The sequence below is a fragment of the Flavobacterium sp. ACN2 genome (genome assembly GCF_002303885.1).
Lineage (GTDB): Bacteria > Bacteroidota > Bacteroidia > Flavobacteriales > Flavobacteriaceae > Flavobacterium.
Map to the genome: position 1 here is coordinate 148465 of NZ_MRCM01000009.1, position 24669 is coordinate 173133.

Annotated in this window: 15 protein-coding genes; 8 read left to right on the top strand and 7 right to left on the bottom strand. The window is 34.8% G+C overall.

Features of this window, described 5'->3' with window-relative positions; translation table 11 throughout:
- Positions 1–38 precede the first annotated feature (38 nt).
- From BSF41_RS12965 to BSF41_RS12985, 5 genes are all read right to left on the bottom strand, one after another.
- Positions 39–3041: a glycoside hydrolase domain-containing protein gene (locus tag BSF41_RS12965; RefSeq protein ID WP_253251819.1), complete on the bottom strand. Its 3003-nt coding sequence runs from the start codon at positions 3039–3041 to the stop codon at positions 39–41.
- Positions 3042–3073: 32 nt separating this feature from the next.
- Positions 3074–4069, bottom strand: coding sequence for a c-type cytochrome (locus BSF41_RS12970; RefSeq protein WP_095929917.1), 996 nt, complete (start codon positions 4067–4069; stop codon positions 3074–3076).
- Between the two features lie 12 nt (positions 4070–4081).
- A complete protein-coding gene (locus tag BSF41_RS12975) occupies positions 4082–5488 on the bottom strand; it encodes an aryl-sulfate sulfotransferase (protein WP_095929918.1) in 1407 nt (468 codons plus the stop codon).
- Positions 5489–5587: 99 nt separating this feature from the next.
- Positions 5588–7099, bottom strand: coding sequence for a RagB/SusD family nutrient uptake outer membrane protein (locus tag BSF41_RS12980; RefSeq protein ID WP_095929991.1), 1512 nt, complete (start codon positions 7097–7099; stop codon positions 5588–5590).
- Positions 7100–7135: 36 nt separating this feature from the next.
- Entirely contained in the window at positions 7136–10234 is a 3099-nt protein-coding gene (locus BSF41_RS12985; RefSeq protein ID WP_095929919.1) for a TonB-dependent receptor, read from the bottom strand.
- A gap of 679 nt (positions 10235–10913) precedes the next feature.
- Between BSF41_RS12985 and BSF41_RS12990 the strand changes: the two genes are divergently transcribed.
- Positions 10914–11549, top strand: a complete 636-nt coding sequence (locus BSF41_RS12990; RefSeq protein ID WP_095929920.1) for a sugar-binding protein — start codon at positions 10914–10916, stop codon at positions 11547–11549.
- Between the two features lie 521 nt (positions 11550–12070).
- Here the strand turns inward: BSF41_RS12990 and BSF41_RS12995 are convergent.
- Positions 12071–13111 (bottom strand): LacI family DNA-binding transcriptional regulator, encoded by a 1041-nt coding sequence (locus tag BSF41_RS12995; RefSeq protein ID WP_095929921.1) that lies wholly within the window; start codon positions 13109–13111, stop codon positions 12071–12073.
- 231 nt (positions 13112–13342) lie between these two features.
- Here BSF41_RS12995 and BSF41_RS13000 point away from each other — a divergent pair, with 231 nt between their 5' ends.
- The 7 genes from BSF41_RS13000 to yidC all read left to right on the top strand — a co-directional run bounded on the left by BSF41_RS13000 (position 13343) and on the right by yidC (position 23356).
- Positions 13343–14434: a galactokinase family protein gene (locus BSF41_RS13000; protein WP_095929922.1), complete on the top strand. Its 1092-nt coding sequence runs from the start codon at positions 13343–13345 to the stop codon at positions 14432–14434.
- Positions 14435–14440: 6 nt separating this feature from the next.
- The gene (locus BSF41_RS13005; protein ID WP_095929923.1) at positions 14441–15322 is read left to right on the top strand and encodes a sugar phosphate nucleotidyltransferase; all 882 of its coding nucleotides are present in this window, start codon (positions 14441–14443) and stop codon (positions 15320–15322) included.
- Between the two features lie 165 nt (positions 15323–15487).
- Positions 15488–16867, top strand: a complete 1380-nt coding sequence (locus BSF41_RS13010; protein ID WP_095929924.1) for a sugar MFS transporter — start codon at positions 15488–15490, stop codon at positions 16865–16867.
- Between the two features lie 24 nt (positions 16868–16891).
- Positions 16892–18820, top strand: coding sequence for a glucosamine-6-phosphate deaminase (gene nagB, locus BSF41_RS13015; protein WP_095929925.1), 1929 nt, complete (start codon positions 16892–16894; stop codon positions 18818–18820).
- Positions 18821–19269: 449 nt separating this feature from the next.
- On the top strand, positions 19270–19503 hold the full coding sequence (locus BSF41_RS13020) for a DUF3820 family protein (RefSeq protein ID WP_095929992.1): 234 nt from the start codon (positions 19270–19272) through the stop codon (positions 19501–19503).
- A 240-nt stretch (positions 19504–19743) separates the two neighbouring features.
- Positions 19744–21360 (top strand): CTP synthase, encoded by a 1617-nt coding sequence (locus BSF41_RS13025; RefSeq protein ID WP_095929926.1) that lies wholly within the window; start codon positions 19744–19746, stop codon positions 21358–21360.
- A 79-nt stretch (positions 21361–21439) separates the two neighbouring features.
- Positions 21440–23356 (top strand): membrane protein insertase YidC, encoded by a 1917-nt coding sequence (yidC, locus tag BSF41_RS13030; protein ID WP_095929927.1) that lies wholly within the window; start codon positions 21440–21442, stop codon positions 23354–23356.
- Between the two features lie 73 nt (positions 23357–23429).
- On the opposite strand, the gene BSF41_RS13035 is transcribed toward yidC, so the two are convergent.
- A complete protein-coding gene (locus BSF41_RS13035; protein WP_095929928.1) occupies positions 23430–24407 on the bottom strand; it encodes a fasciclin domain-containing protein in 978 nt (325 codons plus the stop codon).
- Positions 24408–24669 lie beyond the last annotated feature (262 nt).

Sequence of the window (24669 nt, forward strand, 5' to 3'; positions counted from 1 at the left end):
CTTCGTCGAAATGACAAACAGTGCGAGGTAATTGTTGATTACTTCACAATCAATAACCATCCTTTTCCTTTAGGAACAGTTATTTCGTCTTTTGTTGTGAACGTTTTTGCAGGCTGGAAATTGGTAACTTCTGGAGCACTAATAGTTGCTTTTGCAGGATTGATTCCTAGTTTTTTCCAGTCAATATTTAGTTTCACATTTACATCAGCATCTGCCCAGCTTGCGATTGAAATTAAAGCCGTTCCGTTCTTTTTGTAAACTGTTGCTAGAACTTTGTCGTTGTTTGTTTTTACAGGACAGTTTTCGCTCCAATATCCAATCATTTCAGAACCTTTAATTCCGAAAGAATCCCAAACTTTCCAGATATTTCTCGGATCTGCACCATCGCTCCAAGGCAATCTGTTTGTCATTCCGTAAACCATTCCTCTCCACGGATTTCCACCATCCTGAAGCATTTCTCCCATTAATCCAAACGGAATTCCGCTTACCTCAGTCAAGAAAAAGTCAGGCTGATTTTTCTCGTAATCAAAATATTCTCCAAACCATAATTTATTGATGTACGGAAAGTGCTCCATGTATAAATTAGCGCTATTGTTGAAACCGTCGCTTTTATTGTATTGATTTGCACTATGTAAATCGATAATTCCAGGGTGGCCATCTTTGGTTAAAACTCTTTTGATACGTTTCATCGTGATTCTGTCGAAAGCAACGTCATCTAAATAAATTCCATCTATACCCACGTTTTGAGTCAGCCAATTCATTCCTTCCACATAATAATTATGCCAACGGTTCATACCGCTATTTACAATTGCGGCATCTTTAATTTCAGGAACAAACCAAGCAGCGATATAATCATCGCCAACGTGTTCTTGAAGCCAAGAGAAACCGCCACCTTTTCCTGGAGAATAGATTTCGTGACCTAAACTTCTAAGAGCGAAAGTCTCATAAGCTTTGTTAGAAACCTCTCTAATCGTATTATAGATTTTTACTTTTAAACCTTTTTCATGTGCTTCATCGATATACGTTTTCATCTTTTTAAATTCGATAAAAGGATAATTGATATACGGATTGATTGCATTTGCGTGGTGAATATTGATTACCGTTGCGCCAGTTTTAGCAATAGAATCGATCGGACTGTATTTGTGGTAAAACTTCGTATCCCATTGAAAATCGGTATTGATGGTGTGGAATGGCGTAATTAATAAGTTGAAGTTATAGTACAAAACATCACCTTTTTTCATTGTTCTAGCTCCGCTGTACGCATTTACTAGAACCGATTTTTGGTTTGGTGTAATCGTAATTCCACCTTTATTTTCGTTACCCCAAGAAGTTGGCAATAGCAAAGGTTTTTGCAAATAGAAATTCGTGTTTAACGGACGGCTGTATTTTTCGTCTCTTAAAGAAAACTGCAATCCAGAGTTTACTGCACCAATCCAAGCGCCGTCTTGGTTTTTATGTGCTACATCCCATTTCCAGTCAAAAGTTGCAGGGCGATCTCCACCTTTTTGACCTAATCCCATCATGTATTTTGCAGATGTTGGCTGCATTGGCATTTGGAAATTAATGTCGTTAAAGGTAACGTCTTCAAGAGCCGTAACTTTTACAATATAATGTACAAAACCGTCAAATTCAACAGAAGCGTTAACATCCATTTGAACCGATTTTGAAGTCGAAGTGCTTTCCCAAGAAACTGTTCCCGCTTCTTTTTTAGTGAATTTTACACCGCTGTTTTTCCATTGCGCTTCTTTTCCAGATGCATCAACAAAATGAAAATCAAGTGGAGAACTTAAAATATCATTTGCTTTTGTTGTTACAGAAGTCATTTCTGGAGTAAAGAACGTCTGAATTTGTGCTGGGAATCCGTTTGGAGCTACAATTAGTTTTCTTCCTAATAATGAAATTTCAGAGTTGTTTACGGTTAATGGAGTATAAGGAGCAATAACCTTATTTTCTTGCGCTAAAGTTGAGTTTAACCATTTTAGACGCGTCATTTTTTCAGGACTGTCGATGCCTCCGTTTTTTGTAACTTCATTAGAAACCGTAATTTGAAGGCTGATTTCTTTTGATTTTCCGTCAGAAGTTACAGTTGCTTTTCCGTTGTACGTTCCAGCAGCTGCAGTTTGCGGAACATCGATACCGCACCACATTGCCTGAATTTTTCCTTTTGAAACTGAAACAGTATTTGTAAAAGGATTTCCGTCATATTTTGTTCCGTCAGTATTGATACAACTAATGTCTTTAGCTTCTATAGTTGCTCCAGTTGTACTAACTAAGTTGGTAAAAGATACTTTTACATTTTTTAAATCTTCAAGAGCGTAAACGCCTAATTGAAAAGCTAAATATTCGCCTTTCATTGCCGTATTAGAAAAGCTGTTTTGAACGCCCTTCTGAATCCATCTTTGTGGCAAATCTGATTTTAATTTGATAGAATGTTCTCTGTCTTCTGGGAAAACCAAGAAAGAATTTCCGCTGTTTTTTGCCACAAGAACAGAAGTTTCAGAAGCTGTAGCAATTACTTCCATTGGGTAAAAACTATTGAAAGCATTTACGCTCTGAATTTCTGTTACAGTAGCATTGTCTTTTAAGTTTGCTTTTACATTAGACAGCCATTTTGCATCAGCTTTGTTTTCTGGCTTCTGATAAATTCCTTTAGGATAATTAGCAGTTCCTTCATCAACATAAGGCATATAATAAACGTAGTATGTTCCTTTTCCAGAAATGGGTTCAAAGAAAATAGCTCCGTTTTCTCTATTGATATTTTCGGTTTTTATGTTCTGAATTTCTTTTCCAGACGCATCCTGAACGATAATTTTTTTAAGTTCTGGATTTGTGTCTCTTCTTCGCCATTCGATGGTTGTTTTAGCAACATTTCCTGAACCGGAAAAAGCAACAACAGCGCGGTGATTTCCTAATTGATTCGGATTCCAGCTGTCATTTCCGTCTGAATATTTAATTTGTGCAGTTAGAGGAATGCTGATCGTGATAAAACACATTATCAATATTCTGCTTAAAAGCGTTGTGTTGTTTAGGTTTAGTTTCATTGTATAATCAGGTTAAATAGTATATTTTGAGTTTAGTAAACGGCTTTCCATCCTTGTTTTTTCCAATAAGCTATAATAGGTTTGTAAGGTCCATATTTATGCTGTTCTTCAGAGAAATTATCGTTAAACGGATTGTGCGCATAATCGATTGGTTTGCCCATTTTATCCGGATAATCAAATGTTTTAGGGTTTGGTCTGGTATGAATTTTATCATCGTTTACATAAGCTGCAATGTCAAGTGCTTGCTTGTCTGTAAGATATGGTTTTCCAAGGAGTACTTTATCATAAGGCATATTGCTTTTTAGCCATTGTGCCTGTTTGATTACACGGTGCATGCTTGAACCTGGCTGATAACCGTATTGTCCCCAAAGTGGAGGGTAGGTGTAACCCGATTTGTCGGCATTATAAACTCCCTCGCCATTGTTTCCGTGGCATCTTGCGCAGTTTTCAGCAAATAAAACTTTTCCTCTTTCTGGACTTGCGGCAACATCTGGAAATTCTATTTCCAAATTTTTAGCTCCTTTAAAATTACCATCCTTTGGTACAAATTTGCTAATCCATTTGAAATAAGATAAAAACGCCACCATTTCTTTACTGTCCAACGGAAGCGGTTTTCCAGAATGCGGACGCATAATGCAGTTATTAACTCTTTCTGCTAGTGTAAGCACCTTGTTTTCGCGCCCGCGATATTGTGGATAATTATCATGTGAAGACATCAAATTGAATGCATGAGGTTTTGTACCAGCATCTTGGTGGCAATTGGTGCAGGTCATTTTATTGCCTAAATATTGTCCGTTTTTTCCGTTTGGACCAATGTAATAAGCCGTTTTCATCATTAATTCTCTTCCGTAACGAACCGATTCTCCAAATTGATCATCAGGAATTTTAGAAGTATCAATTGTAATATAACCTTCGTCTTCTTCTTCGGTTACTTTTGAAGCCAAAGTTTGAGAATTTGATTTGGTACAGGAATTGAAAACAGCCATTGACAATGCTGAAAAAAGTCCGATAAGAATTGTTTTTTTCATGGTTACTATTTTTTAATTTAGAAGAAAAGGTTTCAGTTTTTCTTCAGGAATAAAGATGGTTCTGTATGGTGGAATTTCAGATTCTAAAGCCCATAACAGAACTCCTTTTTTATTGGTTAAAACGGTAATATGTCTTTTAGAACAGCAAACTAAAAAGAGGTCTTTATTGATCATATAAGCACTTCCCATTCTGTCGTTGTATATATCTTTTGGTAATTTGATATGAAAATCAAGTTTTACATCATTATTTTTTTCGTCCACTTTTAAGGCAAAAACAGAAGATTGTTTGATATCGACACCATTATCAAAAAACAGTAAACTGCCGTTTTGATCAATATGTGCAGCATGCGCTTGAGAGAAATTGGTGTCGGGAGCCATTTTCATTGTTCCTCCTTTTCCTAATTTCCAGATTACTTTTCCTGTTTTAGAATTGATTTTCCAGATCTGGCCATTGTTGTAGAAAGAAATTAAAAAGTTTCCATCTGTATCGTAGCTCAAACTGTTGGCATGTGTCCAATCCTTTTTAGTTTTTAGTAAATCTTTATCTTTAAACGGATCTAAATCATCAAAAACGCTCCATTTCCAGAGTTGCTTTCCTTTTTTATTTAAGATTAAAATTCCGTCTCCGTTGATCGTATCTTGTTTTTTTCCTCCAATAGAAGTTAAATCGATTATTTTTTGCTCGACAGTCAAAGCGACAATTTCGTCAGCCGATTTTTTGATGATTTCGTGATGAAGAACCTGTTTTAAATCACCTTGTCCTTTTTTGATGTGGGTTAAAGTATCGCCTTGAAGATTAATTTCTAGAATTTCGCTTCCATAACTTGTTGGTTCATCATTTGTGCCTAAAATAGAAAGAATGGTTTGCTCTTTTGTGAAATGAGTAACTTTAAATCCAGTTCCTTCAAGAGTATGGTACCATCTTAAATTTCCTTTATAATCTACAATATAAGCCGTTCCAGGAGTTTCTCTTTTCGCTAAAAGCAGAAAGCCTTTTTTGAAGTTTTCAGGAAGCAATTCTGGTTTCGGACAATTGGCTTTAAATTGTTTTTGTAGCCATTCTGGAAGTTTTCTAGATTTGAAAGTATAAACTTTACTGGTTTGTTTATTACCGTTTTGAACCGTTATTAATTGAAAACTATAATTGGTTTCAGGAGTTATGTTGCAAAGTACCAGTGAATGTTTAAGACCTGATTTTGAAATAGGAGAGGTGATTTTACTTTGATTTCCTTTTTTGTCCGACCAATATTCTGCGTATATCTGTGCTTGGTCATTCGTCGTAACATCGATCTGAATTTTCAATTCGTTGTTGCCATGAGTGCCAATATTGACATTGGAGATAATTTGGTTGTTAGAGCAACTTGCCAATGCAAGCAGAACTAAAATAAAACTTCCTTTTTGTATTAATTTTTTGATCATCTGAAAAGCTTCTTTTGTGAAACAGAAAAGTACTTTTATTGTTATAAGAATTCAAGAACAGACAGACATTTAACTGCCTGTTCTTGATTTGGATATTCTTTATTGTCTGTCGGCGTTGCTTAAGTTCGGATTAAGGTCTACCTGACTTTGCGGATACGTGTAATATTTGTTTTGCGGCATTTTGATTAAAGCGGCCTCACCAACTCTAAGGTGGTATGCATTTACTAAAACATCATATTTGTTCATTCTGATTAAATCTGAACGACGCTTTCCTTCGTAGAAAAGTTCCCAACCTCTTTCTTGTAAAATAGCATCTCTCAAACTAGTTTGCGTATGATCTGATAAAACTAGAAGTTTTGCATGAGATCTTCCTTTTACTTGGTTGATAAGATCTATCGCTTCTTGGGTTGGCCCGCTGATTTCGTTTAATGCTTCAGCTCTGCTCAATAAAACATCTGCATAACGAAGAATATTTACACTATGACCATCGTAATAAGTAGTCGTTTCGTCATCTGCATATTTTTTTGTAGAAACGTCTTGCATGTAGAATTCCCCAGCTGGTGGTTGAGCTCCCAATGAAGGTGCTTGTTTATGAAGAAGACCATCTGTACCCATAAATTCTGGGAAGAAGCATTGTTTTCTTTCGTCTTCATCTCCAAAAGTATTGTAGAAATCCCAGTTTACAGTATAATACTGCCATCTGTTCTGAACAACAGGATGATCAACTGGACCAAAGTGGTTTAATAATTCCGTTCCGTTTGTGTTGGCGTCACTCAAAGAAGAGAAGATGTTTTCGCTGCACCATTTATTACTTTCTTTAAATAAACCTAAGTAAGAAGGATAAAGTTGATATTCATTTAAATCCATTACTTGTTTGGTTAGTGTTGCTACTTTTTGCCAGTCGTGGCTTCTTAAGTATAATTTAGCTAATAAAGTAAGAGCAGCACCTTTTGTAGCACGTCCTACGTCATTTGTGCCATAAATGTCATTGTTTTTGTAATTAAGAGGAAGAATATCAGCAGCTTCAGTCAATTCTTTAATCATAAAAGCATCGATTTCTTCTACAGAAGATGGCGGAGTTTGATCTAAATATCCAGGGTTTCCTAGATTAGCTTCAGTAATCAAAATTACTGGTCCCCAAGAATCTGTCAAATCCATGTAAGCAGAACATCTTAAGAATTTAGCTTCTGCAATAAATTGAGCTTTTTCAGCAGCTGTAATACCGCCCATTGGTGTAATGTTGAAAATCGCATTATTGGCATTGGCAATCAATTTATACATGGCGTTCCAGTCTTCTCTCAAAAGACCGTTTGCAGAATTCCAAGTTCCTAATGATAATTGTCCCGGATCTCCTCCAAATTGGCAATGTCCTAAATCTGTAGCAATATCTGTTAGAGCAAAGTGTCTTGTAGCCCAATACGAGAAGTTATCGCCTACAGATGGTCCTTTTAGCCTTCCATAAATGGAATTGATAGCCGCAATAGCATCCGATTTTGTCTGATACCCATTGGTATTAGTCAAACTGCTATATACCGTAGGATCCAAATCTTGGTTGCACGAAAACTGTGTCCCAGCGGTAAGTAAAAGTAATAAGATTGTATATTTTTTCATTTTAATCAATTTAATGTTACTATAAAGCATTTTAGACTAGTGAATTGCGACTTTAATTCCAAGTATAAAAGTTCTTGAAGCTGGGAATGAGTTAAAGTCGATTCCACCACCAATATTTTGTGCAGTAGCACTAGTGGTATGGCCATTTACCTCAGGATCATTTCCAGAATAGTTTGTGATCGTTAGTAAATTTTGTCCGATAGCATATAATCTGATGCTGTCAATAAATTTCACTGTTTTTAGAGCACTTTCAGGAATCGTATATCCGATAGAAACATTTTTCAGACGCAAGTAAGAAGCTTCTTCAACAAATTTTGAATTCACATAACTTCCGTAAGTGCTTTTGTAATAGCCATCTCTAGGAATATCTGTGTTTTCGTTTTGTCCGGCAACCCAACGGTTTAGTGCATCTGTGCTTGTAGAAGACTCACCAACCATTTTAGTCATATTGTAAACTGAATAGTCAAAAGCGCCTTGGAAAAAGATATTCATGTCAAAGTTTCTATATCTAAAATCGTTATTAAAACCAGCTACATAGTGCGGAATAGAGTTTCCTAGATACGTTCTATCTTTTGCTGTAATTTGACCGTCACCATCAACGTCTACATATTTAGGATCTCCAGGAGCAGATAATGGTTGAGGAGCATAAGTTTCTCCAGTTTTGATAACCCCTGCATATATATAACCATACAAAACTCCCATTTCTTTTCCTGGCTCCAATCTTGTAAATTCTTGACCAGAAACCGTTCCGCTTGGATTAGAAGTGTTTGAACTGATGATTTTTACATTATCTGCAAGAGATACCACTTCTTGTTTGTTGTATGCTAGATTTAATGAAGTTGTCCAAGTGAATTTATCATTTCTAAAGTTTGTTGTGCTTATTCCCAACTCAACACCTTGGTTATCAATAACCCCTGCGTTAACTCTCTGAGTACCAAATCCCCACCATCCTCCAACAGGAACATTTAAAAGAGCATCTGTCGTTCTTTTTTTGTAATAATCGAATGTAATAGAAAGTTTGTCATTAAATAACCCTAAATCTAAACCGATATCCGTTTGAGCAGTTTGTTCCCATTTTAGATTTGGGTTCGCTAAGTTCGCTGGTTCTGTTCCTGCAACAAATTCATCTGGAGCAATAGTTACACCCCAAGAAGATAAACGGCTCATATAAGAGTAGTCTCCAATACCGTCACTACCTGTAATACCATAACTTGCTCTCAATTTAAGTTCAGAAATTGCTTTTACGTTTTGCATAAAAGATTCGTTAGAGATTTTCCAAGCAACAGCTCCAGAAGGGAAAATACCAAATCTGTTGTTTGGTCCAAAACGAGAAGAACCGTCTTTTCTAATTGTAAAAGTGGCTAAGTATTTATCGTTGAACGCATAATTTAACCTTCCAAAATAAGAAGTCAATTTCGTTTCTGTTTTTTCTGTTTCAGGTTTTAAATACACTGAAGCTCCTTGCAGATTGTAATAAGTCAACAAGTCACTTGAGAAACCTGTGCCAGCTGCTCTTACTCTCTCAAATGTATCTTTTTGGTTCGAAGTACCAATCATTGCTGTTATAGCATGTTTTTCTTTGATGTCAAATTTATAAGTCAAATATTGCTCTGTACTCCATCTGAAATATGTTATGTTTTCCTCAGAACCAGAACCTTTCAAAGCTGCTCCAGCTACCAAAGTACTTGGAGTATATTTTCCTTGAATGTTTTCCTGCCATTCTGCACCCGCACCAAAGTGATACGTTAAACCTTTAATGATCTGATAATCTAAAAACATGTTTCCGTTTACCAATCTGTTGATTGTATGATCTGTAGGCTCAAGTAAAAGTGCTAAAGCATTATCTTTTCCTTGAAATTTATAATACGAACCATCTGCATTGTAAATTGGAATAGCTGGAGGAGCAGTCTGTATAGAGAACATTGGAGATAAGATATTATCGCCAAAATCGCTATTATTTCCTTCAGCAACAGCACCATAAGCATTCATTCCCATGTTTAGCTTATCGTTGAATTTTTTTTCTGCACCCATTCTCACACTGTATCTTTCAAAATCAGTGTTTACGATAGCTCCAGTTTGTTTTAAATAGTTTCCAGAAAGAAAGAATTTTGAAGTTTGGTCGCTTCCGCTAAAAGTAAGCGTTCTGTTAAGGACTTCTCCAGTACGAGTTGCAGCGTCAAACCAGTTCGTGTTGGCAACAGGAAAGCTAGAAGGGAAAAGTGGAGGTCTTCCGTTTTCAGCATTAAGAGCATTCTGATAATTGGCATATTGCTGTCCAGTCATTAAAGATGGTTCTTTTATGATATTTTGAAAACCATCAGAAATCTCGGCTTCCATATTCATTTTTCCAGCTTTTCCTTTTTTAGTAGTAATCAAAATTACCCCATTTCCTCCACGAGCACCGTAAATTGCTGTAGAAGCCGCATCTTTAAGAATTTGAATGTTTTCAATGTCGTTTGGGCTAATAGAACCTCCTGTGCTGGTAATGAATCCGTCGACTACGTATAGCGGAGCATTCGAAGTATTAATTGAGTTCCCACCTCTAATTACAACTTGCGGATTTGTTCCTGGCGCATAACTATTTTGCTGCACCTGTACTCCAGAAGCACGTCCTTGAAGCGCTTGTCCAACGTTTGCAACCGTTCCGCCTAAGTTTAAATTGTCTTTGCTAAGCGAACTCACAGAACCTGTAAGGTCTTTTTTCTTAGATTTTCCGTATCCAATTACTACTTCTTCTAGTTTCTGTCCTGCTTCTTTCATGACAATTTTTAGAGGCGCGCTTCCAATACTTACTTCTTGGTCTTCCATACCAATGAAAGTAATCACCAATTTTGTTGCATTATCTGGAACTGTAATAGCAAAAGTTCCGTCAACATCGGTCTGAACACCTTTTGTAGTGCCTTTAACCACAACATTGGCGCCCGGAAGAGGCAAACCGTTTTGATCTGTTACAGTACCTTTTACTGTTTTTTCAAAATACAGCGCTGTTTTGTTATTATCTGAAGTATTTATAGAAGAAGCTGCAGAAGCTTGAAATGTAAAAACTAATAACGAAAGAACCGTTATTCCGATTTCTTTGCGGGATAAATTGTTAATCCGAAAATCTCTTGGCTTTTTTTGGGTTAATAATTTCATACTTTAAATTGGTTTTGGTTAATGTTTAATTGTTTTTTTTCTTGTTTGTAGGTTTTAGATTTCTTTTTTGATCGTGGAATTCATTTTGTTTTTTTTAGTTATGTGTTGATTAAGTTGTTTTCTATACAAATAAGAGGTTTTGCTTTTGAGCTAAACACGGCTTGTTTAGTTCTATTTTCTTCTTTTTTAAAGGTTAAAAATCACCCTAATTTTTGCATAATTAACTTAGTTTTAAGATTAATCTCTGACGAAACTATAGATTATATTTTTATAAAACAAGAAAAAACACAGAAAATGTGCTCGAACACACAAAATTTATGTTCTCGAGCACATAAAATTGTGCGAATTGTTTTTTTTGACTTAAATTGCTGTGATATTTTTAAAATAGTTTAGAAAAAGAGTAGGTGTGATATTGGCGGTTTTTTGAATTATAAATAAGGATTTATTAAAAACTTATGAATTTCGCAACCACTAAACGAAAAACGTAAAAATTAAGCAGTCTTTTCTTATGATGAAAAGGAAGTGATTTTTAGTTTTAATTATGAATTCGGTTTGTTTTTTAATTCGATTTTTGAACTATATTGGTCAACGATAAAAAGGCCAAAATCGCGAAATGAATTAATGGTCATTTTGACCTTTTTTGAAAATGAAAAATTAACAGATTTTAAGAAGAAGAATTTTGAAAGAATACCACGTAGAAATAATCGATAAAAGTCAAAAAAACGCAAGCGAAATTATGGATCCTGTTTTTTGGAAAAAAGCAAATTGTTTAACCGATTTTACTTCGCCATGGAATAATCATCCTGTCTTAAAGATTGAATTTCGTGCGCTTTGGGATTTAGATTATTTATATTTTAATTTTCAAGTTTTTGATTCAGAGATTTATATTGATAGAAAAGACAATTCCACAGACAGTATTTGTAATTCGGATAGAGTAGAGCTGTTTTTTAGAAAAAATGAAAAACTAAGTCCGTATTATTGTTTGGAAATGGATGTAGATGCGCGTATTTTGGATTTTGAAGCTTATCCGAATTGGAATTTTGATTACAATTGGAAATGGCCAGAAAAACAGTTGGAAATACAGTCGGTAAAAGGACAAAAATCGTTTACGGTTGCGGGATCAATTAGTATTGCGTCTTTAAAAGAATTGGATTTAATTCATGATAATATTATCGAAGCTGGAGTTTACCGAGCTAAATTTTCTAAAGATGAAAGCGGAAATTACGAACCAACTTGGATTACGTGGGTAGATCCTAATACCGCAGAACCGAATTTTCATATTCCTTCTTCTTTTGGGAAGTTTATCTTGAAGTAAAGTTTGCTGCAAAGGTGCAAAGGCACAAAGTTTTTTTACTTTTTTATTTGAATCTCGCAAAGTCGCAGAGGCGCAAAGTTTTTTTTAAGGGAAAATCTAATTTGAATTGTCTCCAGCTAAAGCTGGAGTTTGAATAGAGTAAAGAAATGGCTCTAGCCTAAATTATTATGTTTGGCTAAAGCTTTAAAAGGATTTTTTTGAATCTATTTTCAAACATAGCCCGTGGTCTCAACCACAGGAACACAATTAAGAAATCTGCGATCTTGGTTGAAGCCTCTACTATATCTCAATATGATTAAATTAAGAAAAAAAACAGCCCGCAGATTTAGCAGATTCAGCAGATTTTTTACTCATTTTTTCTGCGTAAATCTGCAAAATCTGCGAGAGACTAAAAAAAAGCAAGTCCTTGGCTTAATGGTATTAAGCCGAGTCAGGATACGACAAAAGTATTGAAAGTATAAAAAAGACTTTGCGAGATTCAAAAAAAACTTCGTGCCTTAGCGTCTTAGTGGCAAACCACATTAGCTAACGTAAAAAGAAGCATTCTCTACATTGATAATATCAATAGGAAGCAAAATAGTTTCCGGAATGTCTTTTCTAAAGATAAAGTGATCTGCCAAAGTGCTTACACCTAAATAAGCTTGTCTTTTTTGATTTTGATGGATTAAGAAGTGAACCAATCCTTGATTTAAAAAACTAACATTTTTATCAATTAAATCATAGCCAATCAAAGCGATCTTTTTGTCTGTTACGTTTGAAAGTGTAGAGGCAATTTGGTAAGCTTTTGAAGTGGTAATGAAAATGCCACTTAAATCTGGATTTTCATTTATGAAAGCTGGTAGCTTAGTTTCAATGTTGGAATATTTCAGTTTTAAAGTGGTTAAAGAGAAATTAGAAAGGTTTTTTTCTTCAAAATAACTTCTAAAGCCGCGTTCTTTTTCCTGCATGTGAACAGCATTTTTAAGACTTTCATCAATATGTATAATCGCAATTTGCCCTTTTGGAAGAATCAGATTCATTAAACTAGCGGCAACACGGCCGCTTTTGTATAAATCTTGTCCCACAAAACTTTTAATAGAAGAGGATTCTACCTGGTTATTGAAAGTGTTAACCATAATCCCTAATTCGTCATATTGATTTATGATTTCGATGGTTTCCTTATGAAAAAGTGGAGTCAATAAAACAGCATCTGGCGATTGCGATATAATAGTTTCATTTGTCTTTAAAAAAGATTTGGTGCTTTCTGGATTAAAGTAATGTATTTCTATAACAACATTGTAGGCTTTAAATTCTGTAATGGCATCCTGAATTCCGTTAACACAAGGAAGCCAGTACGGGTCAAAAACAGGATCTGGAAGTAAAACGCAAATACGGTATACTTTGGTGCTTTTCAGATTTCGTGCAATTAAGTTGGGCTCGTAATCAATAACATTCAAAACTTCATTGATTTTTTCGAGTGCAGCAGGAGATACTTTTCCTCTATTGTGCAGCACACGGTCTACAGTTCCTTTAGAAACTCCAGCCATTTGTGCTATATCCTTAATTGTGTACTTTTTGTCCATATAGACAAATATAAAAACTTTGAGTTAATAAACGCATTTTTTGTGTAAGAATTAATAAATGTGCTCGAGAACATAAAAATAGTGTGTTCGAGCACATTTTTATATTTTTTCTTGTTTTATAAAAATATAATCTCTAGTTTCGTGAAATAAAAACCGAAAAACTAAAATAAATCTATAACCAAATAATGCTTTAATTTATTGAAATAAAGTATTTTAATACAAAGTGTTTAAGTGAAAAAAATTACCTCATTAGCTCCCGGCCGAACCTGTCTTTTTGGAGATCATCAAGATTATTTAGGGTTGCCTGTTATAGCCTGTGCGATAGATCGAAATATTAAATTAATTGCAAAAGAAAATCAGGCCAAAACTTTTGTTCTGAATATGGTTGATATTAATGAAATTAGAGTTGTCGATATATACGAGGCTTTCGAAAAATTAGAACCGAGAGATTATTTTGCATCTGCTTTGCGAGTATTGCGAAGATATGGCTGTGAACCTAAATCGGGTTACGATATTACAATTACTGGAGATATTCCGATTAATTCGGGAACATCGAGTTCGTCGGCTTTGCTGATGGCTTGGATTCGTTTCCTGATAGAAGCTTTCGGAATTGATCAAGAAGTTACGCCTGAATTTCTTTCTAAATTAGGTTACGAATCTGAAGTTGTAGAACATGGAGAACCTGGCGGAATGATGGATCATTTTAGTATTGGCGTTGGAAATATCGTTTATATTAATACCAGAAAACCGTTTTCTTTTAATGTAATAGGAACGGGGTTAAAAGGTTTAATTACTGGAGTTTCAGGTGTTCCAAAAGAAACTATTGGATTGCTTGGCGAATTAAAAGGAAATGCTTTAATGGCAATTGATATTGTGAAGCAAAACTATCCGCAGTTTGACTTGAATTCATCTGAAATAGAGGATTTGGATAAATATAGAAATTGTCTTCCAGATCGTCTAATTCCGTTTTTTGAAGCAGCCATTAGAAATTATTATTTTACCAAAGAAGCTTTAAAGGAATTTGAAAAACCAGTTTTAGATCTTAAAAAAATAGGTGCTTTAATGAATGGGCATCATGAAATTTTACGCGATTTGCTGAAAATAACCGTTCCAAGAATTGATGCAATGATTAATGCGGCCTTAAAAGCAGGTGCATACGGAGCAAAAATTGTGGGTTCTGGCGGTGGCGGAAGCATTGTGGTGATCGCTGATCCAAAAAATGAAGATGGGGTTATTAAGGCGATTTTACACGCAGGAGCACAAGAAGCTTATGCGGTAAATGTTGATCCGGGAGTACGAATTATTGATAATATTGAAAATTAAAATAAAATGCACGACAATTTAGTGATTCTAGCTGGTGGAGCATCTTCTCGTATGAAAAAAGAAGCGGTTACCAATAATCTTTCTCCTGAAGAAATTGCGCAGGCCAACGAAAGAAGTAAAGGTTTAATAGGGGTTGGCGCAAGCGGAAGACCGCTGTTGGATTATCTTTTGTGGAATGCAAAAAAAGCAGGCTATAAAAACATTTATATTATAATAGGTGAGCAGGGAGAATTGTTTAAAGAGTTTTACGGAAGTAAAATGAAGGATAATGATTTTCATGGATTGAACATCTCATTTGCGATTCAATATATTCCTGAAGGAAGAGTGAAGCCTTTTGGAACTGCAGACGCTTTGTTTCAGGCAGTAGAGCAATATCCAGAATTGAATTCGCAGTTTTATTCGGTTTGTAATAGCGATAATTTGTATTCGGCTGAAGCATTGCGTGCTTTAAGAGAAACTGAAAGTCCGAATGCTTTTATTAGTTACGATCGCGATGCAATGGATTTTCCGCTGGAGCGTATTTCTCGTTTTGCAATTGCAAAATTAGATGCAAATAATCAGCTTTTGGATATTTTAGAAAAGCCTTCAGAAGAGGATTTGGAACAATATAAAGATGCAGAAGGAAAGATCCGTGTGAGTATGAATGCTTTTAAGTTTAATGGAAAGACCTTATATGTACATCTTAAAAATTGTCCAGTGCATCCAGGGCGTGATGAAAAGGAGCTTCCAACAGTGCTTTTGAACTCCGTTAAGGAAAATCCGAATACAACGATCGGAATTCCGTTTTCGGAGCATGTTCCAGACCTAACAGCCAAAGAAGATATTGCCGATGTAAAAACATATTTGGCAAAATATTACCCTGATTTAAACTGGAATAGCAAAAATTAACAAAACTTTCATATCTAAATTAGAGAATAAGGAAATTTAATGTAGTACTTTTGTTTTGCAAAAAAAATGCAGATATTTGCATAAATTACGCAATCAATAATGTGAGAGTTGATTCTAATTTAGATTTTGAATTAAATAAATCTATAAGCTAATCAACCAAAAATTATGACAAACATTCAAAGTACATTACAGGTAGAGAAAAAAAGTGCCATTGTTCCGATGGTAATTTTAACCTTATTGTTTTTTATTCTAGGATTCGTAACCTGGCTTAACGGACCATTAATTCCGTTTTTTGAATTAGCCTGCGAACTAACTTCTTCGCAAGCTTATTTTGTGACTTTCGCATTTTATATTGCCTACTTCGTAATGGCAGTTCCTTCTTCTTATATTATTGAAAAAGTTGGATATAAAAACGGAATTTCTTTAGGATTGCTAATTATCGCCGCAGGAGCTTTTATGTTTTATCCAGCGGCTTCTAGTCGTACTTTTCTTTTGTTTTTATTGGCCTTATTTGTAATGGGAACTGGTTTGGCGGTTTTACAGACAGCATCAAACCCATATGTTGTAGTAATTGGGCCTAGAGAAAGTGCAGCTGCAAGAATCAGTGTTTTAGGAATTGCAAATAAACTAGCTGGATTCGTAGCGCCAATCGTTCTTACGGTTTTGGTTTTGTCTAATATGAAGGACTTTACCGCAGACAAAATTGCGGCGATGGATGAAGTTGCAAAAACTACTGCGTTAAATTCTCTTGCTTTGCAATTACAAACACCGTATCTTTATATGGGGTTGATTATTACTATTTTAGCTTTGATGGTGAAATTTTCTCCTCTTCCAGAAATTGATTTGGATGAAGAAGGAAATGTTTCGAATTTAAGTGTTTTTCAACAGATTAAAAATGCATTTAAATATCCACAGCTTGTTTTGGGAGTAATTACTTTAATGTTGTATTTGTCTGCCGAAGTTTTGGCGGGAGATTCTATTGGAGCTTTCGGAAAACAGCTTGGAGTTTATGGTGAAGAAGGGAATTTCTATCTTAAACTAACCTCATTTACCATGTCGGCAATGGTTATCGGATACGTTCTTGGAATAGTATTGATCCCTAAATATCTTTCTCAGGTCACTGCTTTAAAAGTGTCAGGAATATTGGGCTTGGTGCTGGTTTTGGCAATTGTTTTGATTTCGCCAAAAATAATGATTGCAGTTCCTGGGACTCCAAATATACCATTGGTAATACTTTTAGTAGCGCTTTTAGGATTGGCAAATGCATTGTGCTGGCCAGCAATATGGCCAATGGCTTTGCAGGATTTAGGAGGTTATACAAAGATTGGTAGTGCTATTTTGATTATGGGAATTATCGGTGGAGCAGTTTTTCCACTGTTTTACGGAATGATTACTGAAAGCATCAATTCTGCAAATATTGCAAAAAATATGCAAGGCGTTTCAAAAAGCGGTAATCAGTTGGCGTATTTAATGTTATTACCATCTTATGCAATGATTTTGTTTTATGCTGTAAAAGGACATAAGTACAGGAAATGGAATAGTTGAACAAAAATAAAAAATTAATATATCATGTTAAAAAGTAAAATCGACAAAGCAACAGGTTTCGAAAAACGATTCGAAAACATTAATACAGTTGTTTTTGAAAACTCAACAGATGCTTCAAAAGAAGTAGCGCAAGAAATTGCAGCATTAATCAAAGAAAAAGAAAAAGAAGGAAAGCCATGTATTCTTGGTTTGGCAACAGGTTCTTCTCCAAAAGGATTATATGCCGAATTAGTGCGTCTGCACAAAGAAGAAGGTTTGAGTTTTAAAAACGTAATCAGTTTTAACTTGGATGAATATTATCCAATGGAACCCAATTCAATCAACAGTTATGTTCGTTTCATGAAGGAACTTTTGTTTGATCATGTCGATATTTTACCTGAAAACGCTCATGTTCCAGACGGACTTTTAACAAAAGAACAAATTGCAGATTATTGCCACGAATATGAAGCTAAAATTGAAGCTTTAGGCGGAATCGATCTTCAGATTCTTGGAATTGGAGGAAACGGACACATCGGATTTAATGAGTCTGGTTCGCTTCAAAACTCTAAAACTCGTTTAGTGGCTTTAGATCATATTACAAGAGTTGCGGCAAGTAAAGATTTCTTTGGTTTAAATAATACGCCAAGAACTGCAATTACACTTGGAGTTAAAAAAATCATGGAAGCAAAAAGAGTAATCTTATTGGCTTGGGGAGAGGGAAAAGCAAACATTGTAAAAAGATCTGTTGAGGACGAAGTTACAAACCGAGTTCCAGCTTCATTTTTGCAAGAGCATAATAATGCTGTTTTTATCTTAGACAAAGAAGCTTCTTCAAAATTAACGAGAGTTAATAAACCTTGGCTGGTAGAAAAAATCGTTTGGACAGATAAATTAACTCGTAAAGCAGTTTTAGGATTGGCATTAGATCTTAAAAAACCAATTTTAATGCTTACTGATGCAGATTATATCGAAAACGGTATGAGTGATTTGTTGGCAGATTCTGGTCCAGCTTACGATACTAACATTAAAATATTTAATAAATTACAAAACACAATTACAGGTTGGCCAGGTGGAAAACCAAATGCAGACGACTCAAACCGTCCAGAAAGAGCCGAGCCAGCTAAAAAACGTGTATTGATCTTCAGTCCGCACCCAGATGATGATATTATTAGTATGGGAGGAACGTTCATGCGTTTGCAAGAGCAAGGACATGAGGTGCATGTTGCTTATCAAACATCTGGAAACATTGCCGTTGCTGATGATGAAGCGCTTCGTTTTGCAAGATTTGTGATTGATTACAACGAGAAATTCGGAATCAAAAGTGCAGAGGCAGATAGTATTTACAAAAAGGCAGAAGCATTCTTGCAGAACAAAAAGAACAGCGAAATTGATATTCCAGAAGTTCGTTACATTAAAGGTTTAATCAGAAAAGGAGAGGCGAGAGCTACAAGTCATTTTGTTGGTCTTCCAGACGAGCAGATTCACTTTATGGAATTGCCTTTCTATGAAACAGGTACAATCGAGAAAAAACCAATCGGACCAGAAGATGTTCAGTTGACAGTTGATTTAATTGAGAAAATTAAACCGCACCAGATTTACGCAGCGGGAGATTTAGCAGATCCACACGGAACGCACAAAGTTTGTTTGGATGCAATTTTTGAGGCAGTAAAAGTTTTAAAACCAAAAGAATTCATGAACGATTGCTGGTTATGGTTATACCGTGGAGCTTGGCAAGAATGGGGAATTGACGAAGTTGAAATGGCTGTTCCAATGAGTCCAGATCAGGTTTTGGAAAAACGTCACGGAATCTTCAAGCACCAATCTCAAAAAGATGGAGTTGTTTTCCAAGGAACAGATGCAAGAGAGTTCTGGCAGAGAGCAGAAGACAGAAACCGCGAAACAGCAGAATTGTACCACCAATTAGGTTTAGCAACGTATGCTGCAATGGAAGCTTTCGTGAGATGGCACTACTAAGATGCTAAGGTTCTGAGATGCTAAGATGCTAAGTTTTTTTAGCTTTTTTAGAAATTAGTAATAAGTCTTAAATGATATTTTTGAAGCAGGAAGAGGGAACGCAAATAAGTTCTTTTTTCTTGCTTCTTTTTTTTTAAAGAGGCTAAGGTTCTGAGATACTAAGGTTCTAAGTTTTTTTTAAGATGCTAAGGGTTTAAGATTCTGAGGTTCTAAGTTTTCTAATCTTTGATTGGGTAATCTGTGAGAATCCTTTTTTATCTGTGGCAAATAAATAATAAGCTTGCTAAGTTTTAGTTTTTATGTTCGATTTTATTTTAACTGTAAACTGCGACTGCGACTGAAAACTATTTTTTAATCTGTGGTAAATAAATAATAGCTTTGCAACTAATTGAAGCAAGAAGAAAGCATTGGTCTTTCATCTTGCTTCTTTTTTCTACAACAAAAAAACTATGGATCAAGACAAAAAACAACTCATAAAATTAGCGCACACCAAAATGCCTTTCGGGAAATACGAGGGAAAATATTTAATTGATTTACCTGAGTATTATGTTGTTTGGTATCATAATAAAGGATTTCCAAAAGGAGAGCTTGGTCAACAATTGCAGCTTATTTACGAATTGAAATTGAATGGTTTAGAAGAATTAATTCGAAATATTAAGAAGCAATATCCGAAGCCGATATAACATGCTTTTTGTGATTATGGGATTTTTATATAATTAGATAAAATTTTCATTATAATGACTGAAAATCTTTTAAACAATAGATAAAAATTAATATATAGGAAGGTTTTCTTTTGATTTGAAAAAGCTAAAAAATCAGCATTCTAAAATTCTAAAAATCTAAGAAGTCTATTGTATAAATTGTCTAATTAAATTTGTACTTTTGCCAAGTTTTTTACACAACTACTTACAAACAACAACAGAATGAATCAAACAAAATATATTTTTGTTACAGGAGGTGTGACCTCTTCATTAGGAAAAGGGATTATCGCGGCATCTTTGGCAAAATTGTTACAAGGAAGAGGATATCGCACGACTATTCAAAAATTTGATCCATATATTAACGTAGATCCGGGGACACTAAACCCGTATGAGCACGGAGAATGTTATGTGACAGATGATGGAGCTGAAACAGACTTAGACTTAGGGCACTACGAGCGTTTTTTGAACGTTCCTACTTCTCAGGCTAATAACGTTACTACAGGAAGAGTTTATCTTTCGGTTATTGAAAAAGAAAGAAGAGGAGAGTTTTTAGGAAAAACGGTTCAGGTTGTTCCTCATATCACAAACGAAATCAAAGACAGAATGCAATTGCTAGGTAAATCTGGCGACTATGATATTGTAATTACTGAAATTGGTGGTACTGTTGGTGATATCGAATCTTTACCTTATATAGAATCTGTTCGTCAATTAGTTTGGGAGTTAGGTGAAAATAACGGAATCGTAATTCATTTAACATTAGTTCCATATTTGGCTGCAGCTGGTGAGTTGAAAACGAAACCAACTCAGCACTCTGTTAAAACTTTAATGGAGAGTGGTATCAAAGCAGATATTTTGGTTTGTAGAACGGAGCACGAATTGTCTCAGGAATTGCGCCAGAAATTAGCTTTATTCTGTAATGTTAAGAAAGAAGCGGTTATTCAGTCAATTGATGCTTCTACTATATATGAAGTTCCAAATTTAATGCTTGAAGAAGGATTAGATGTTGTGGCTTTAAAGAAATTAGATTTGCCTAAAAAAGCATCTCCAGATCTTAAAAACTGGAATACTTTCTTAAAAAGATTAAAAAATCCAAAACAAACTGTAAACATTGGTTTAGTTGGAAAATATGTAGAAATGCAAGATTGTTACAAATCTATTTTAGAGGCGTTCATTCATGCAGGAGCTGCAAACGAAACAAAAGTAAACGTAATTTCTATTCACTCAGAGCATATTAATGCAGATAATGTGGAAGAAAAATTAGGTTCTCTTGACGGAGTTTTAGTTGCTCCAGGTTTTGGTGAAAGAGGTATTGAAGGAAAAATCGAAGCAGTTCGTTTTGTGCGTGAAAACAACATTCCTTTCTTCGGAATTTGTTTAGGAATGCAGATGTCTGTTATCGAATATTCTAGAAATATTTTAGGTTATGCTGATGCGAATTCTACAGAGATGAACGATAAAACGCCTCATCCAGTTGTGAATTTAATGGAAGAACAGAAAAATGTAACCGATAAAGGAGGAACAATGCGTTTGGGTGCTTGGAAATGTGATATTAAACCAAACACTTTAGCACACAGAATTTACGGAGAAAAAACTATTTCGGAGCGTCACCGCCACCGTTATGAGTACAATAATAAATATGCTGATGAATTGCAAAAAGCAGGTTTAAAAGCTTCTGGAGTTAATCCTGATACAGGTTTAGTGGAAATCGTTGAGCTTGAAAATCACCCATTTTTTATCGGTGTTCAATACCATCCAGAATACAAAAGTACGGTTGCAAATCCGCACCCAATCTTTGTAAACTTTGTGGCTGCTGCAGTAAATGCACATAAAAAACAGTAATTAATATTTTGAGAAGTTTGTAACTTTTGGGATAAACTCAGTACTAATAGACTTCAACGAATAACTTTTTTAAATTATAATGGAAGAAAAAAAATTAGACCTCAATTCAATCATTGGTTTTGTATTGATATTCGGAATTTTGATTTGGATAATGTATCAAAATCAGCCTTCTGAAAAAGAAATCGCTGCTGAAAAAGCCAAGAAAGAATTAGTTGCTAAACAAGAAGCACAATCAAAAGCAGATAAAGCTAAAACTGCGTCATTACCAGCTGCAGCTGTAACTCCTGGAGATACAGTTCAATTGGCTCAATTGCAAAAAACTTTAGGAGGATTTGCTTATTCTGCAACACTTCCTTCTGCAAAAGAAGCTTTTACTACAATCGAAAATGAAAAATTAAAATTAAAGATTGCTAATAAAGGTGGGTATATTGTTGAAGCTACTTTAAAAGAATTCGAAAGATTTAAAAAAGGTTCTGGAGAGCTAGTTGAGTTAATCAAAAATAACAACTCAAATTTAAATTTACAGCTTCTTACTACAGACAATAGAACATTAAATTCTAAAGATTTGTATTTTGAACCAACATTAGAAAAAATTGGTGCAGACCAAGTTTTATCTATGCGTTTGAAAGCTGGAGCTAATGAATTTTTAGAGTACAAATATGTTTTAAAACCAAACGATTATTTAGTTGGTTTTGATATCCGTTCTCAAGGTTTGAACAGAGTTTTAAATTCTGCAAAACCAATTGATTTACAGTGGGATTTAAAAACATACAGAAACGAAAAAAGTGTTTCTTATGAAAACCGTTTTGCTGAAGTTAATTATAAATATGGAGATGCAAAATACAGTTATGTAAATAATCATGGACAAGGAAAAGAAGAAACTCCTGAGAAATTAAGTTATGTAGCTTTCAAACAACATTTCTTTGCTACGATTTTATCTACAGAAAAACCTTTTGAGACTTCAAAATTACAATCTGATGATTTAGTTAAAGACGAAAAAATCGATACTGTTTTCACGAAACAGTTTAGAGCAAATTTACCTTTAGCATTTTCAAACGGAGAGATCGATTACAAAATGAATTTGTACATGGGTCCTGTGGATTACAAAACACTAAAAGCTTACGATAAAAATTTCGATAAGATCATTCCATTAGGATGGGGGATTTTTGGATGGATTAACAAATTAATCTTTATACCATTATTTGGATTCCTAAGTTCAACAGTAGGATTGTCGTTAGGAATTGCAATTATCATTTTTACGATTATCATCAAATTGGCTATGTCGCCAATTACTTATAAGTCATTTTTGTCTCAGGCTAAAATGAAAGTTTTAAGACCTGATATTGCTGAGTTGGGAGAGAAATTCAAAAAAGACCCAATGAAGAAACAACAGGAAACAATGAAGCTTTACAACAAAGCAGGTGTAAACCCAATGGCGGGATGTATTCCGGCATTGATTCAGTTGCCATTTATGTACGCATCGTTCCAGTTTTTCCCTGCGGCATTTGAATTAAGACAAAAAAGTTTCCTTTGGGCAGACGATTTATCTTCTTTTGACTCTGTTATAAAATTACCATTTACTATTCCGATGTACGGAGATCACATTAGTTTGTTTCCAATCTTGGCTGCAATTGCGATTTTTTTCTACATGAAAATGACTTCTGGAGATCAGCAAATGGCAGCTCCTCAACAAGAAGGTATGCCAGATATGGCAAAAATGATGAAAATCATGATTTATGTTTCGCCATTAATGATGTTAATTTTCTTCAATAGTTATGGTGCTGGATTGAGTTTGTACAACTTTATTTCAAACTTAATTACAATCGGAATTATGTTCGTAATCAAGAATTATATTGTAGACAGTGATAAAATTCACGCTCAGATTCAAGAAAACAAACAAAGAGAGCCTAAGAAGCCAAGTAAGTTCCAACAGCGTCTTCAAGAAGTAATGGAACAACAGGAAGCAGCAAAAGCTCAGAATAAGAAAAAGAAGTAATTCTATATCAATAAAACAAAAAAAACCGTCTCGTTTTTTAACGAGACGGTTTTTTATTTACAATTAGTTGCGTTTAAAATTTAGGTAATAAAACCTTGTCTATAACATGGATTATACCGTTTGAACATTGAACATCTGTTGCGATAATATTACTTACTCTATTATTGGTGTCAGTAATTTTTGCGCCTCCAGTAAGGCCAATGGTGAAACTTTGACTAGCAAAAGTATTAACTGCCTGTCCGTTTGTTAAAGAAGTCGATTGCACATTTGCACCAGCAACCACATGATATTTCAGGGTAGTTTCTAAAACATTAGCAGGAATAGCAGAAAGGCCAGAGAATCCAGTCTCGGTTAAGAAACTTGCAAATGCAGCATTTGTGGGTGCAAAAACAGTAAAAGGAGAACTTGCCGTTCCAGATAATATTCCAACAAAACCAGATGCAGAGTTGTAGCTCAATGCTGTTACAAGTGTTGTGAAATTTTTGTTAGCCACAGCATGGTTAACAATAGTAGGTAATCCTATTACACCATCAACCAAATGAATAACGCCATTTGAAGCTTCAATATCTGCAGTTGTTACTGTTGCACCACCGTTTGCTTTTCCGCCATTAATATCAACTCCTGTGTTTTTTTCAAGATACATGCTTATAGTGTTTGAAGCCGAAGCATTTCCTTTGGCCAGAGTTTTTACATATCCGGTAGTAATCTCGCTAGATTTTACTTTTGTGCTTAAAACGTGGTTGAGTAGTATTTCTTTTAAAGCAGCAACAGGAACTGCGTTAAGATTAGCATAACCGTTTGCAGAGAGAAAAGCGCTAAAAGCTTTATTATTTGGCGCAAATACTGTATAAGAGCCAGAAGAGTTCAATGTAGCAGCTAGATCTGCTTTTTCTAAAGCAGCAACTAAACTGCTAAGATCAGGATTTGCTTTCGCAATAGATAGAATCGTTTGTGAGGTCTGTTGCGAGTCATCGTCATCATTATTACATGAAATGCTGACGAAAGCAATTAATGCTAAAAAAGCAATTAATTTAATTTTGAATGTTTTCATAATATAGTTTTTAGTTTGTTAGGCTAAATTATGAGCTTTTGTTTAATTTTATTTACATAATGTTAAACAAAAGTTATATTCATTACATGTTTTACTTGCGTTATTTGTTGTTTTTATAGTGTTGATTTTTAGTTGTTTATGTTGGTTTAGTTCTGGTTTTATTATTCGTAGGTCTAAATTTTGTTTAACAAAATTTTAAATAGTATTTAAGACTTTAAAAATCGGTAAAAAAGTAAAATTGGTTATACTTTTGCAATAATAA

Excerpts from the sequence above, each read along its gene's own strand:
- BSF41_RS12965 (WP_253251819.1), bottom strand. The coding sequence starts at position 3,041 with ATGAAACTAAACCTAAACAACACAACGCTTTTAAGCAGAATATTGATA.
- BSF41_RS12970 (WP_095929917.1), bottom strand. The coding sequence starts at position 4,069 with ATGAAAAAAACAATTCTTATCGGACTTTTTTCAGCATTGTCAATGGCT.
- BSF41_RS12975 (WP_095929918.1), bottom strand. The coding sequence starts at position 5,488 with ATGATCAAAAAATTAATACAAAAAGGAAGTTTTATTTTAGTTCTGCTT.
- BSF41_RS12980 (WP_095929991.1), bottom strand. The coding sequence starts at position 7,099 with ATGAAAAAATATACAATCTTATTACTTTTACTTACCGCTGGGACACAG.
- BSF41_RS12985 (WP_095929919.1), bottom strand. The coding sequence starts at position 10,234 with ATGAAATTATTAACCCAAAAAAAGCCAAGAGATTTTCGGATTAACAAT.
- BSF41_RS12995 (WP_095929921.1), bottom strand. The coding sequence starts at position 13,111 with ATGGACAAAAAGTACACAATTAAGGATATAGCACAAATGGCTGGAGTT.
- BSF41_RS13005 (WP_095929923.1), top strand. The coding sequence starts at position 14,441 with ATGCACGACAATTTAGTGATTCTAGCTGGTGGAGCATCTTCTCGTATG.
- BSF41_RS13010 (WP_095929924.1), top strand. The coding sequence starts at position 15,488 with ATGACAAACATTCAAAGTACATTACAGGTAGAGAAAAAAAGTGCCATT.
- nagB (WP_095929925.1), top strand. The coding sequence starts at position 16,892 with ATGTTAAAAAGTAAAATCGACAAAGCAACAGGTTTCGAAAAACGATTC.
- BSF41_RS13020 (WP_095929992.1), top strand. The coding sequence starts at position 19,270 with ATGGATCAAGACAAAAAACAACTCATAAAATTAGCGCACACCAAAATG.
- BSF41_RS13025 (WP_095929926.1), top strand. The coding sequence starts at position 19,744 with ATGAATCAAACAAAATATATTTTTGTTACAGGAGGTGTGACCTCTTCA.
- yidC (WP_095929927.1), top strand. The coding sequence starts at position 21,440 with ATGGAAGAAAAAAAATTAGACCTCAATTCAATCATTGGTTTTGTATTG.
- BSF41_RS13035 (WP_095929928.1), bottom strand. The coding sequence starts at position 24,407 with ATGAAAACATTCAAAATTAAATTAATTGCTTTTTTAGCATTAATTGCT.